Origin of the sequence: Pseudomonas sp. TYF_14 (assembly GCF_043105275.1) — a bacterium.
GTDB lineage: Bacteria > Pseudomonadota > Gammaproteobacteria > Pseudomonadales > Pseudomonadaceae > Aquipseudomonas > Aquipseudomonas alloputida.
Map to the genome: position 1 here is coordinate 1 of NZ_JBICLK010000003.1, position 12,079 is coordinate 12,079.

Annotated in this window: 12 protein-coding genes and 1 tRNA gene; 8 read left to right on the forward strand and 5 right to left on the reverse strand. The window is 63.2% G+C overall.

Translation table 11 applies throughout. The annotated features are described in order from the left end of the window. Positions 1-173: 173 nt before the first annotated feature. Both efp and earP read right to left on the reverse strand, forming a co-directional pair. Positions 174-743: an elongation factor P gene (efp, locus tag ACF8O8_RS00640; protein ID WP_003252871.1), complete on the reverse strand. Its 570-nt coding sequence runs from the start codon at positions 741-743 to the stop codon at positions 174-176. A gap of 48 nt (positions 744-791) precedes the next feature. Beyond that, complete coding sequence (earP, locus tag ACF8O8_RS00645) at positions 792-1,925, reverse strand: elongation factor P maturation arginine rhamnosyltransferase EarP (RefSeq protein ID WP_392509109.1); 1,134 nt, start codon at positions 1,923-1,925, stop codon at positions 792-794. Between the two features lie 129 nt (positions 1,926-2,054). Here earP and ACF8O8_RS00650 point away from each other — a divergent pair, with 129 nt between their 5' ends. Beyond that, positions 2,055-2,453, forward strand: coding sequence for a hypothetical protein (locus ACF8O8_RS00650; protein ID WP_020193656.1), 399 nt, complete (start codon positions 2,055-2,057; stop codon positions 2,451-2,453). A 2-nt stretch (positions 2,454-2,455) separates the two neighbouring features. Further along, a complete protein-coding gene (locus tag ACF8O8_RS00655; RefSeq protein WP_010952885.1) occupies positions 2,456-2,926 on the forward strand; it encodes a GreA/GreB family elongation factor in 471 nt (156 codons plus the stop codon). A gap of 114 nt (positions 2,927-3,040) precedes the next feature. Here the strand turns inward: ACF8O8_RS00655 and ACF8O8_RS00660 are convergent, their stop codons facing one another. Further along, entirely contained in the window at positions 3,041-3,979 is a 939-nt protein-coding gene (locus tag ACF8O8_RS00660) for a LysR family transcriptional regulator (protein ID WP_010952884.1), read from the reverse strand. A gap of 118 nt (positions 3,980-4,097) precedes the next feature. Between ACF8O8_RS00660 and ACF8O8_RS00665 the strand changes: the two genes are divergently transcribed. Then, on the forward strand, positions 4,098-4,847 hold the full coding sequence (locus tag ACF8O8_RS00665; RefSeq protein ID WP_064490987.1) for a 3-oxoacyl-ACP reductase family protein: 750 nt from the start codon (positions 4,098-4,100) through the stop codon (positions 4,845-4,847). A gap of 45 nt (positions 4,848-4,892) precedes the next feature. Here ACF8O8_RS00665 and ACF8O8_RS00670 read toward each other — a convergent pair whose 3' ends face one another. Beyond that, positions 4,893-5,771 carry a LysR family transcriptional regulator gene (locus ACF8O8_RS00670; protein ID WP_392509110.1) on the reverse strand — a complete coding sequence of 293 codons (879 nt, stop codon included), beginning with the start codon at positions 5,769-5,771 and terminating at the stop codon, positions 4,893-4,895. Positions 5,772-5,876: 105 nt separating this feature from the next. On the opposite strand from ACF8O8_RS00670, the gene ACF8O8_RS00675 reads away from it, so the two are divergent. The 3 genes from ACF8O8_RS00675 (at position 5,877) to ACF8O8_RS00685 (ending at position 10,007) form a co-directional block, all read left to right on the forward strand. After that, positions 5,877-7,064, forward strand: a complete 1,188-nt coding sequence (locus ACF8O8_RS00675; RefSeq protein WP_392509111.1) for an MFS transporter — start codon at positions 5,877-5,879, stop codon at positions 7,062-7,064. 214 nt (positions 7,065-7,278) lie between these two features. Beyond that, entirely contained in the window at positions 7,279-7,659 is a 381-nt protein-coding gene (locus tag ACF8O8_RS00680; protein WP_012053335.1) for a hypothetical protein, read from the forward strand. A 215-nt stretch (positions 7,660-7,874) separates the two neighbouring features. Beyond that, positions 7,875-10,007 carry a TonB-dependent siderophore receptor gene (locus tag ACF8O8_RS00685; protein WP_392509112.1) on the forward strand — a complete coding sequence of 711 codons (2,133 nt, stop codon included), beginning with the start codon at positions 7,875-7,877 and terminating at the stop codon, positions 10,005-10,007. A 201-nt stretch (positions 10,008-10,208) separates the two neighbouring features. Here the strand turns inward: ACF8O8_RS00685 and ACF8O8_RS00690 are convergent. Beyond that, positions 10,209-10,298 (reverse strand) — tRNA-Ser (locus ACF8O8_RS00690). A 198-nt stretch (positions 10,299-10,496) separates the two neighbouring features. Here ACF8O8_RS00690 and ACF8O8_RS00695 point away from each other — a divergent pair. Together ACF8O8_RS00695 and ACF8O8_RS00700 are read left to right on the forward strand one after the other, a co-directional pair. Continuing rightward, positions 10,497-11,186, forward strand: coding sequence for a crotonase/enoyl-CoA hydratase family protein (locus tag ACF8O8_RS00695; RefSeq protein WP_076403568.1), 690 nt, complete (start codon positions 10,497-10,499; stop codon positions 11,184-11,186). A gap of 120 nt (positions 11,187-11,306) precedes the next feature. Continuing rightward, on the forward strand, positions 11,307-12,020 hold the full coding sequence (locus ACF8O8_RS00700) for a 1-acyl-sn-glycerol-3-phosphate acyltransferase (RefSeq protein ID WP_020192669.1): 714 nt from the start codon (positions 11,307-11,309) through the stop codon (positions 12,018-12,020). Positions 12,021-12,079 lie beyond the last annotated feature (59 nt).

The window sequence follows — 12,079 nt, forward strand, 5'->3', positions numbered from 1 at the left end:
AACACCGCGGTGGATGGCACGGGCTTCGCCCGTGTTCGCGGGCAAGCCCGCTCCCACACGGATCTGCGCCAGCTTTTAGAAATTGAGCATGACAGTTGCACCCACAAAAGCACGAGCACACAGGCATAAAAAAACCCGGCTTGCGCCGGGTTTTTTGCGTCTCGCAAGAAGTTTTACTTCTTGGAACGGCCTTTGAAGCTGTTGTCGCGAGTGTCGATGTCGATCCACTCGTCGATCTGGATGAAGTCGGCAACCGAGATCTCGGTACCGTTCGCCAGCTTGGCAGGCTTCATGACTTTGCCGGAGGTGTCACCGCGAGCAGCGTTCTCGGTGTAGACAACTTTACGGCTGATGGTGGTCGGCAGCTCAACCGACACCAGACGGCCTTCGAAGAACACGGCTTCGCAGACGTCTTCCATGCCTTCTTCGATGTACGGCAGAACGGCTTCGATGTCCTCGGCGTTCAGCTCGTACATGGTGTAGTCGGTGGTGTCCATGAAGGTGTACTCGTCACCATTGATGAACGACAGGGTCGCTTCTTTGCGATCCAGGATCACGTCGTCCAGCTTGTCGTCCGCACCGTATACGGTTTCGGTCTTGTAGCCGGTCAGCAGGTTCTTCAGCTTGGTCTTCATGATCGCGCTGTTACGGCCCGACTTGGTGAACTCAGCTTTTTGAACCAGCCACGGGTCGTTGTCGATCCGCAGGACGGTACCGGGTTTCAGTTCTTTACCAGTTTTCATTACGAAGTATCCGAATCTGGATGGATTTATAAAAATCGAGGCCGCGTATCATAGCGAATTTCGGTAAAAGTGTACTAGCGCTGTGGCAAGGTCCGGCTGAGCGGCCTGTCGCGCCCCCCAAAGGCGAGCATGCTGCTGCAGTTCCGGCCAATGCTGGCGGGCCGCCCGCCAGGCCTGGCCCATGTCGAAATCCATGTTCCAGGCACGCCACAGGCCCAACAGGGCTGCATCGGCATCGTCTGACAGGCCGCAGCGATAATGCGCGAGGAAAGCTTCGAGCTTTTCCCAATGGGCATTCTCGTCCTGCACATAGATGTGCCACAGCATCGGCTGCCCCGCCCACTGCGCACGCACGAACGAATCTTCGCCACGCACGGCATTGAAATCACAGCTCCACAACAGCCGGTCGAAGTCGTCCTGGCTGACGAAAGGCAGCACCTGAACGGTCAGCGCCCCACGGGTGCGCACATCACCCACGTGCAGCGGCCCCTCGCCCAACCACTGGCTGAGCCCCGCGACGACGCGCCCTTGCGGGACCAACAGGTGGCAAGGCTGGTCAGCCGTGGCCAGGGCATCAAGCCAGTTGCCCAGCTGCGGGTTTTCATAGGCAAATAGCGAGATCAGCAGCGCACCCGGCACAAGGTCTACACCAAGCCCCTGCAAAAAGGCACGGCGCGCCTCCGCCGACTGCTGGAACGCGCCACGCCGGGCCAGCAGCGAACCCTCGCGCAGCAAACCGCCCGTTTTGTCGGTAAAGCCCGGGAAGAAAAATACCTTGCGCAAACCGTTGGGCTGCGGCGAAGGCAACCCGTGGCAACCCTCCACCCAGTCCTCGGCACTCAGGTACTCGAGGTTGAGCCAGAGCGGCGGCTGCGGGCGGGCACGCATGGCCTCGACATAGGCTGCGGGCAACTGGCAGGCGAATGCGCCGATCACCACATCGGCCGGCGCCACCGGCAACCACGCTGCCGGCCAGTGGCGTACATCCACACCGTGCTGCCACTGTTGCGCCGCCGTGGCATTGGCGCCAGGGCACATGGGCGTGAAAGCGTTGAGGTCATCCACCCACAGGCGCACCGCCAGGCCGTGCTCGGCCACCAACTGCCGGGCCAGGCGCCAGGTCACGCCGATATCGCCGTAGTTGTCGACGACGCTGCAGAAGATGTCCCAGGTGGCTTTCATGCGCCCCTCCCGTGCTGGTGCAAAAACCGCGAATTCTGCGCATAAATTGGCGCTGACAAAAGCACCTGCGCAGAAAAATGCCCAAGCGCATGCGACAATGCCCCCCTACCACGCTGCCAGGAGGCTGCCATGCCGCGCCACCGTGAATTGAAGATCACCCTCAAGCCGTTGCCGTTGATCATGTGCGTTGCCTTGGGCCTGTGGCTAGGCGCCATGGCCATTGCCGCGAGCCTGTGGCTGGCCCAGCAGTTGTGGCCACAGCAGGTGCAACCTCTGGCCCAGGTTGTAGCCCCGCATGCAGACCGCCCCGTTGCAACGCCTGCACCGGCCACTGCCCAGGATGCCCAGGCCGAGATGTTCGAACGCTACAAGGACATCCTGCACAAACAGGAGCTGCAACAGGCCGCCGATGCCGCCCAAGGCAACCCGCGCAACCTCAACAGCCCCAAGTGCCAGTTCTGGCTGCAGCAAAACCGTACCGCGCCCACCGAAAAAAGCCAGGCCAACGTGCTGGAGTTCTGTTACTGACCATGGACAAGCCCCACCTGCTGGCGCTGATTGTCGCCACCCTCGAGCATGACCTGGACGTGCTGACCCGCGCGGCGCAAACCGCCTACGAGGCCGCCACCGCCGAAGAGAACATCGCCGAGAACAAGTACGACACGCTGGGCCTGGAGGCCTCGTACCTGGCCACCGGCCAGGCCCGCCGCAGTGCCGAGATCCGCCAGGCGCTGGTGATCTACCAGCAGTTGCTGCTGCGTGATTACGACCCGGCGCGCGGTGTGCAGGTAAGCAACCTGGTGACCCTGGAAAATGAAGATGGCGGGCAGCGCAGGCTGTTTCTCGGGCCTGAGGCAGCGGGGTTGAAGATTGGCGAGGGTGACGGGCTGGTGACGGTGATTACCCCACGATCGCCGCTGGGGCAACAACTGCTGGGCAAGCGGGTGGATGACGAGGTGCACCTGGGCGCACAGGTATCGTTCATTGTCGATGTTGTCTGAACCGGCCTCTTCGCGGGCCCGCCCACTCCCACAAGGACCCCACTGTCTTCAGGGCTGTGATATCCCTGTGGGTGCGGGCGGGCCCGCGAAAAGGCCGGCACAGGCAATAATTCTCTAAAGGGCCTGCAGGGCATCGAACCGCCCCGCCAGCCCCTGCTCGGCAAACTGCTCCACCACAAAATCGATGAACGCCCGGGTCTTGCCCGGCAACAGCTTGTGCTCGGCGAAATACAGGCTGATATGCCCATCGTCCACATACCAGTCCGGCAACACCCGCAGCAGCCGCCCGGCCAGCAAGTAGGGCACGGCAAACGGCAGGCTCACCAGGGCAATGCCCAGCCCCTGCTCGGCCACCGCGCACGCCGCATCCGAATCGCTCATGGTCATCGCCTGGCGCAATTGCAGCGGCTGTTGCGCCTGCCAACGGCTGGTCAACGGCCACGAGCGCACCCGCCCGGTCTGCGGTGACCGCACCAGGATGCCGTCATGGCGTTGCAGCGCCTGCGGGTCTTCTATCGACGCGTGCCGCTGCAGATAGGCCGGCGCCGCCACCAACACCCGGTGCGCCGGGGTCAGCTTGCGCGCCACCACCCCCGGCGGCAGTTCGAAACCACCGCCAATCGCTGCATCGAAGCCCTGGCCGATCAGGTCGACCTGGCGGTTGTCGAAATGCCAATCCGGGGTAATCGCCGGGTATCGGCGCAAGAATTCCCCCAGCAACGGCAGCACATACAAACGCCCGAACACCGTGCCCATGCTCACCCGTAACGACCCAGCCGGCTGGCCTTCTGCACTGGCCAGGTTGGCCACGGCGTACTGAATGGTGCGAAAGCTGTCACTGACCTCGCCAAGAAAACGCTGCCCCGCTTCGGTCAAGGTCAGCTTGCGGGTACTACGCTGGAACAACCGCACACCCAGGCGCGCTTCCAGCTGCGCAACGTGCTTGCCCACGGCAGCCGGGGTAAGGCTCAGGCGCCTGGCGGCTTCGGCAAAACTGCCGACCTCGGCACTGCGGATGAAGCATTCCAACGCGCTGAATGATTCCATGGCCATGATTAGCAACCAAAGGTTTACTCTGCTGATAGTGATTACCATCTTATCAGTAGGCAATCGAGCGCCGATACTGTGCCCATCCAAGGCATTTCGGCCTGGCTTCCAGCAGGAGAACAGCATGTCCAAGCAACTTACACTCGAAGGCAAAGTGGCCCTGGTTCAGGGCGGTTCCCGAGGCATTGGCGCAGCTATCGTAAGGCGCCTGGCCCGCGAAGGCGCGCAAGTGGCCTTCACCTATGTCAGCTCTGCCGGCCCGGCTGAAGAACTGGCTCGGGAAATTACCGAGAACGGCGGCAAAGCCTTGGCCCTGCGGGCTGACAGCGCTGATGCCGCGGCCGTGCAGCTGGCGGTGGATGACACCGTGAAGGCCTTGGGCCGGCTGGATATCCTGGTCAACAACGCCGGTGTGCTGGCAGTGGCCCCAGTGACAGAGTTCGACCTGGCCGACTTCGATCATATGCTGGCCGTGAACGTACGCAGCGTGTTCGTCGCCAGCCAGGCCGCGGCACGCTATATGGGCCAGGGCGGTCGTATCATCAACATTGGCAGCACCAACGCCGAGCGCATGCCGTTTGCCGGTGGTGCACCGTACGCCATGAGCAAGTCGGCACTGGTTGGTCTGACCCGCGGCATGGCACGCGACCTCGGGCCGCAGGGCATTACCGTGAACAACGTGCAGCCCGGCCCGGTGGACACCGACATGAACCCGGCCAGTGGCGAGTTTGCCGAGAGCCTGATTCCGCTGATGGCCATTGGGCGATATGGCGAGCCGGAGGAGATTGCCAGCTTCGTGGCTTACCTGGCAGGGCCTGAAGCCGGGTATATCACCGGGGCCAGCCTGACTGTAGATGGTGGGTTTGCAGCCTGATTGAACGCTTGCCTGTGCCGCGAAAAGGCCGGCACAGGCTTAGCCTTACTTTGCCCCCAGGCACTGCTCCATCACGTCCAGAAAAGCCCGGGCAGCCGGTGTGGGGCTGGACGACCACACCGCATACAAGTGCCGCACCGGCGCATCCACCAACCGCGCCACGGCTACACCTTCGATGCCTTGAGCCACCCGCTCGGGCACCAGGCCGACGGCCATGCCCCGCAGCACGAATTTCTCCACCAGACGAACATGCCCGATCTCGAACTGCACCCTGCGCTGCAACCCCACCGCCTGAAACGCCTCGTCAGTCTGTCGTCGCGCCCCGGTGCCTTCGGGGAAGTCCACCAACACTTCGCCTGCCAGGTCAGCCAGCGCCAGCTGTGCCCTGCCCGCCAGGCGATGCCCCAACGGCAACACCGCCACCAGTTCTTCCCTGGCCAGCAACCGATGCTGCACTCCCTGCACTACTTCGCCCTGCCACAGCCCGATAAAGCCGACGTCCAGGCGCCGCTCGAGTACGTCAGCGATCAGCAATTCGCTCTTGGCCGTGAGCCAGCGCACATCCACATCCGGGAAACGACCGTGAAACACCGCCAACAGATCGACCAGGTCCAGCGCGGTGAGCGAGCTGATTTCACCTATCGCCAGCCGCCCGCGCACCTGGCCGCAGGCCGCCGCCACGTCATCGGCAATGCGCCGGGCCGCCTCCACCGCGGGCCGCGCGCTGAGCACAAAGGCTTCCCCCGCAGGGGTCAGGCGTACCCGCCGCGAACTACGCTCGAACAGGCTCACCCCCAGCTGCGCCTCCAGCCGCGCCACTTGATGGCTAAGGGCCGACTGCACCACATGGCAGCGCTCCGCCGCGCGGGTAAAACTGCCGGTGTCGGCCACGGCAAGGGCATATTCGAGCTGCTTGAGGTTCATCGATCTATCTGCTTTCAAGATGAATAGGCTGAAAACTATACATTGGTGTCATGCCTGACACTTACTGATAATCATCACTACACACCACTGCCCCACGAGAATTGCATGCACACCCCCACTCTCAGCCGCGCCTTGATCCTGCTGATGGCCACCGCCACAGGCCTGGCCGTGGCCAGCAACTATTACGCCCAACCACTGCTGCACAGCATCGCCCAGCAGTTTGGCTTGAGCACCGCCAGCGCCGGCAGCATCGTGATTGCCGCGCAACTCAGCTATGGCGCCGGCCTGTTGCTGCTGGCACCGCTGGGCGACCTGTTCGAGCAGCGCCGGCTGATTACCGTGATGACCGTTGTCTCCACCCTGGGCCTGGTCATCAGCGCCTGTGCACCCAGCCTGCCCTGGCTGCTGCTCGGCACGGCGCTGACCGGGCTGTTCTCGGTGGTGGCACAGATCCTCGTGCCGATGGCAGCGACCCTGAGTGAGCCCCATCAGCGTGGGCGCGCGGTCGGCACACTGATGAGCGGCCTGCTGCTGGGCATCCTGCTGGCGCGTACTGCTGCCGGCTTCATGGCCGAGCTGGGTGGCTGGCGCAGTATCTACGTGCTGGCCGCAGTGCTGATGGCAGTTACCGCCGTGGCGCTGTACCGCAGCCTGCCACAGCACCACAGCCACGCCGGGCTGAAATACCCGGCGCTGATCGGCTCCGTGTTCCGTCTGTTCATCGAAGAGCCCGTGCTGCGCCTGCGCTCGCTGCTCGGTCTGTTGGCATTCAGCCTGTTCGCCCTGTTCTGGACCCCCCTGGCGTTTCTGTTGGCAAAAGGCCCCTACCACTATTCGGATGCAGTGATCGGCCTGTTCGGCCTGGCCGGTGCGGCCGGTGCATTGTCGGCCAACTGGGCCGGGCGCCTGGCAGACCGCGGCAAGAGCGCGCTGGGTACCACCGTGGGCCTGGTGGTGCTGCTGCTGTCGTGGGTGCCGCTGGGGTTTGCCGAACAGTCGCTGCTCGCCTTGCTGCTGGGCGTGCTGATGCTCGACCTGGCGGTACAACTGGTGCATGTGAGCAACCAGAACGCGGTGATCGCCCTGCGGCCCGAGGCACGCACGCGGCTGAATGCCGGTTATATCACCTGCTACTTCATTGGCGGGGCGCTTGGGTCGTTGCTGGGCACGCAGCTGTTCCAGCGCCAGGGCTGGATGGGGATCGTGGTGGCGGGGCTGGTGATTGGCGGGCTGGCGTTGCTGGCCTGGGGATGGGCCGAACGCAAGCGCAAGAAAACCTTGCAGGTGGCCTGAAAATGCTCGCTGGAATCTTCGCGGGCACGCCCGCTCCCACAGGTGCCTCACAAACCTCAGGGCAGTGATACGCCTGTGGGTACGGGCATGCCCGCGAAGAGGCCAGCCATGGCGACAAAGTACCGCACTACCCTCCGTCGCAATGCCGTTGACTTGCCTGCCGGGGCAGCGCTCAGTAAGCGCAGGAATGCCCTTTCCCTGACAGGATGAATTTATGACAAGACTCACGGTACAGTCCGGCGATTTCTTGCAAGGTGAAGGCGAGTATCGCAATGGATCGCTCACACTCAAGACCGCGCGCAGCCCCTCACCCGGTGAGCGGATTTCCCTGGCACGCATCAGCGACTTGCGGCTGGCCAGCCTGGAAACCAACCGCAGCCTTGGCAGCGCCTTGGGCTGGGGCGTGGCCGGCGCCCTGGTGGCAGGGCCAGTAGGGCTGCTGGCCGGGCTGTGGTTGGGTGGCAAGGAAGAAGAAGCGACCTTTCTGGCCACCTTCAAGGATGGACGCAAGCTGATGGCCATTACCGATGGCAAGACCTGGTCGAAGATCGATGACAACTGGCGGCAGCACAAGCGGCCGATCAGGACAGGCTGACTGAATACACCGGGCCTGGATCGTTTTATGTGGAAGGCGGCTGGTAAGATGCCGCCTTTTTCATGGCCTGTGCCGGCCTCTTCGCGGGTCAACCCGCTCCTACAGGGGTATCACCATCTGGTGTATCACCAACCGGTGCATCACCACCCGGTGTAGGAGCGGGTTTACCCGCGAAAGGGCCAGTACAGGTATCGCGCATCCAGGAGCCCCACCGCATGCCCCCGCATCACCCCCGCCTGCCCCTGAGCCTGCTCAGCCTGGGCCTGGTCCTGCAGTGCCCCTCTGTGCTTGCCGAAGACAGCGTGATGCTGGCCCCGTTGCAGGTCTCCGACACCTACGCCAATGATGGCTACCAGGCACGCCAGGCCGCGGTGGGCGGCTTCCAGCCCGCGCCACTGCTCGACACCCCCGCCTCTGTCAGCGTGTTCAGCCAGCAGTTGCTGGAAGACCGCCAGGTACGCAAGCTTAGCGAAGTGTTGCAAAGCGATGCCTCGGTCGGCGAAAGCTATGCACCCATCGGCTACTACGAAAACTTCAATGTGCGCGGCTTCGAGCTGAACGCCGCCAGTAGCTACCGCATCAATGGCCAGACCATTGCCGGAGAGCAGAACGTAGCCCTGGAAAACAAGCAGCAGGTGGAATTGCTCAAGGGCCTGTCCGGGCTGCAGACCGGCGTGTCGGAGCCGGGCGGCTTGATCAACTATGTGACCAAGCGCGCCGAAGACATACGCAGCGTCACGGTATCGACCAACGAACAGGGCGAACGCTACCTGGCCACCGACCTTGGCGGCTGGTTCGGCAGCGAAAAGCAGTTCGGCCTGCGCGCCAACCTGGCCCATGAAGACATCCGCACCTACGTCGACCACGCTGACGGCCAGCGCGACTTCGCCTCGCTGGCATTCGACTGGCAGATCAACCCGGATGCCACCCTGCAGCTGGATGCCGAGTACCAGCATCGCGAACAGGCGTCGGTGCCGGGTTACCAACTGCTCGGAGGCACTGAAGTGCCCCACGGCATCGACCCGGAAGACCGCCTGGCCTACCAGCATTGGGCAAAGCCCGTGCAGAACGACTCGCTGAACCTGGGCGGGCGCTTCGAATACCGCTTCAACGATACCTGGACCGGCACCGTGAGCGCCTCCCGCAGCAAAGTGGTGATCGACGACTACAGCGCGTTTGCCTGGGGTTCGAGCGAGGGGGCGTTTTTCGGCAGCAATGGCGACTACGACATCTATGACTTCCGCAGCCCCGACGATACCCGCCGTACCGACGAGGCACAGGCCATGCTCAACGGGCACTTCGATGCGCTGGGGGTGGGGCACGAGCTGACTGTGGGTACCAGTGCGCAGCGACGCACACTGGATCAGCGCCCGTACTACAACGAGTGGCTTGGGACCGGCAACATCCATACCGGCGCCCCGGACCTCGATCCATCCGACAAACCCGTCGGCGCCAGCGAACGCCGGCTCGACAGCCGCCAGTACGGCTTGTTCGTCAGCGACCGCATCAGCCTCAACGAGCAATGGCAGACCGTGCTGGGCGCCCGTGAAGTGCGCCTGGATGAAAAGACCTGGGACGAGAACGGCGTAGCCGGGCGCCATACCCGCCAATACGAGCTGCTGCCCAACGCTGCGCTTATCTACAAACCGCAGCCGAACACCACGGTATACGCCAGCTACGCCAAGGGCCTGTCTGCCGGAGGCACGGCCCCTTGGTTCGCCAGCAATGCAGCTGAGATCCTTGCACCCACCACCTCCCGCCAACTGGAACTGGGCGTCAAGCACGACTGGCAAGGCCTGAGCCTGAGTGCCGCCCTGTTCCAGATCCGCCAGGCGTACCAGTACGCGCGGCCGGACGGCACCGGCAACTTCACCTACGTGCAGCAAGGCCAGCAGAAAAATACCGGCCTGGAACTGGGCGCCAGCGGCCGGGTGACCCCGAACCTGCAGGTACAGGCCAGTGCGGCAGCCATTCGCGCGCGGGTGCAGAACAGCGGTACCGAAGCCTATGAAGGGCACCAGGCGATCAACGTGCCTAAATTCCGGGCGGCGCTGCATGCGGAATATACCCTGCCGGTTCCGGGGCTCGCGCTGCTGGGCGGTGCGCGGTATAGCGCCAGCAAGTATGCGAGCCAGGCGGGCAATGTGAAGGTTGGCGGGTATACCGTGTTCGACCTTGGCAGCCGCTACAGGACCCGTATTGCCGGGTATGACACGGTGCTGCGGCTGACGGTGGATAACGTGCTGGACAAGCGTTACTGGCGCGATGTGGGGGATTACCTGGGGGATAACTACCTGTTCCAGGGGGCACCGCGTACCGCTCGGCTTTCGGCTTCGATCAGCTTCTAGATTGCCGGGGCCGCTCTGCGGCCCTTTCGCGACCTGTGGGAGCGGGCTTGCCCGCGAACACGGGCGAAGCCCGTGCCATCCACCACGGTGTTGGCTTCGCGGGCAAGCCCGCTTGTGTCGCGATGGGCTGCACAGCAGCCCCAATGGCCCTGAAAACAAAAAGCCCCCGTACTTTTCAGCGCGGGGGCTTTTCGTAGAATGTGGCGGTGAAGAAGGGATTTGAACCCTTGATACGATTTCTCGTATACACACTTTCCAGGCGTGCTCCTTCGACCACTCGGACACTTCACCGTTTCTCTTCAAACCTTGCGGCCTGTCGAGGTGCGCTAATTTAGTGAAAGACTTTCCCTTTGGCAAGCATTTTTTTCAATTTTTTCATGTATTTGCACTTGGGCTGCCATGAGCACTGACCGACCAGTCAGCCTTGCTGCTTTACCTCGCCCCTGGCGCTGGGTAACGTCGTCGCCACGCCAACAAAAGGACTCTGCCATGAGCGAGCTGATTACCTACCACGCCGAAGACGGCATCGCCACCCTTACCCTGAACAACGGCAAGGTCAATGCCATCTCGCCGGACGTCATCACTGCCTTCAATGCAGCGCTGGACCGCGCGACCGAGGAGCGTGCAGTAGTGATCATCACCGGGCAACCGGGCATTCTGTCAGGCGGTTACGACCTCAAGGTGATGACCCGCGGCCCGCAAGAGGCCATCAGCCTGGTCACCGCCGGTTCCACCCTCGCCCGCCGGCTGCTGTCGCACCCGTTCCCGGTGGTGGTCGCCTGCCCCGGCAATGCCGTGGCCAAGGGCGCCTTCCTGCTGCTGTCGGCCGACTACCGCATTGGCGTCGAAGGGCCGTACAAGGTATGCCTGAACGAAGTGCAGATCGGCATGACCATGCACCACGCCGGCATTGAACTGGCCCGCGACCGCCTGCGCCGCTCGGCCTTCCACCGCTCGGTGATCAATGCCGAAGTGTTTGACCCGCAGGGTGCCGTGGATGCCGGCTTCCTCGACAAGGTGGTGCCGGCCGAGCAGTTGCAGGAAGCGGCAATGACCGCAGCGCGGGAGCTGAAGAAGCTGAACATGCTGGCGCACAAGAACACCAAGCTGAAAGTGCGCAAAGGGCTGCTGGAGGCGCTGGACAAGGCGATCGAGCTGGATCAGCAGCATATGGGCTAGCCGCACGGGCCCTTTTCGCGGGCTTGCCCGCGAAAGGGCCGTAACAGGCCTGCACCAAGGTTTGCCCCAGCCAGTGCACACCCGTACACTGCCCCGCGACCGTCTGGTGTGAGTCGTACCATGCTTTATTCATTGCGTATGTTCCTGCTGGGGCTGCATTTTCTTGCCGTTGGCGCCGTGGGCCTGCTCATTGGTCTGTGCCGCCCCTTCAACCCTGACAACAGCCGCGTTTTCGCCCGGCTCTACAGCTTGCCGGCCACCTGGCTGATGCGCATCAAGGTCAAGGCCGAAGTCGGCCCATTGTGGGACCACCCGCCCGGCTGCGTGATCGTGGCCAACCACCAGTCCAACTTCGATCTGTTCGTGCTGGGCCAAGTGGTGCCGCAGCGCACCGTCGCCATCGGCAAGAAGAGCCTGGGCTGGATCCCGCTGTTCGGCCAACTGTTCTGGCTGGGCGGCAACGTGCTGGTCGACCGCAAGAATGCCTATCAGGCGCGCAGGGCCTTACAGAAGACCACCCGGGTTCTGCAGGACGACACCTCGATCTGGATTTTCCCCGAAGGCACCCGCAATCCCGGCGAGCATCTGCTGGCGTTCAAGAAAGGCGCATTTCACATGGCCATCGAGGCCGGTGTGCCGATCGTGCCGGTCTGCGTCAGCCGATATGCCAGGCGCCTGAGCCTGAACAGCTGGCGCCAGCGCACGGTGATTGTGCGCTCGCTGCCGCCCATTGCCACGACGGGCATGACGCTGCAGGACCTGCCAGCGCTGATCGAGCAATGCCGTGGGCAAATGCAGCAGTGCATTGACCGCATGGAAAAAGAACTGGCCTGATCCGGGGTTGCTCTGGAGCCGGGTACAGCCCAAGCTGTATCCGTGTTCAAACGAATAAG

Excerpts from the sequence above, each read along its gene's own strand:
- efp (WP_003252871.1), bottom strand. The coding sequence starts at position 743 with ATGAAAACTGGTAAAGAACTGAAACCCGGTACCGTCCTGCGGATCGAC.
- earP (WP_392509109.1), bottom strand. The coding sequence starts at position 1,925 with ATGAAAGCCACCTGGGACATCTTCTGCAGCGTCGTCGACAACTACGGC.
- ACF8O8_RS00650 (WP_020193656.1), top strand. The coding sequence starts at position 2,055 with ATGCCGCGCCACCGTGAATTGAAGATCACCCTCAAGCCGTTGCCGTTG.
- ACF8O8_RS00655 (WP_010952885.1), top strand. The coding sequence starts at position 2,456 with ATGGACAAGCCCCACCTGCTGGCGCTGATTGTCGCCACCCTCGAGCAT.
- ACF8O8_RS00660 (WP_010952884.1), bottom strand. The coding sequence starts at position 3,979 with ATGGCCATGGAATCATTCAGCGCGTTGGAATGCTTCATCCGCAGTGCC.
- ACF8O8_RS00665 (WP_064490987.1), top strand. The coding sequence starts at position 4,098 with ATGTCCAAGCAACTTACACTCGAAGGCAAAGTGGCCCTGGTTCAGGGC.
- ACF8O8_RS00670 (WP_392509110.1), bottom strand. The coding sequence starts at position 5,771 with ATGAACCTCAAGCAGCTCGAATATGCCCTTGCCGTGGCCGACACCGGC.
- ACF8O8_RS00675 (WP_392509111.1), top strand. The coding sequence starts at position 5,877 with ATGCACACCCCCACTCTCAGCCGCGCCTTGATCCTGCTGATGGCCACC.
- ACF8O8_RS00680 (WP_012053335.1), top strand. The coding sequence starts at position 7,279 with ATGACAAGACTCACGGTACAGTCCGGCGATTTCTTGCAAGGTGAAGGC.
- ACF8O8_RS00685 (WP_392509112.1), top strand. The coding sequence starts at position 7,875 with ATGCCCCCGCATCACCCCCGCCTGCCCCTGAGCCTGCTCAGCCTGGGC.
- ACF8O8_RS00695 (WP_076403568.1), top strand. The coding sequence starts at position 10,497 with ATGAGCGAGCTGATTACCTACCACGCCGAAGACGGCATCGCCACCCTT.
- ACF8O8_RS00700 (WP_020192669.1), top strand. The coding sequence starts at position 11,307 with ATGCTTTATTCATTGCGTATGTTCCTGCTGGGGCTGCATTTTCTTGCC.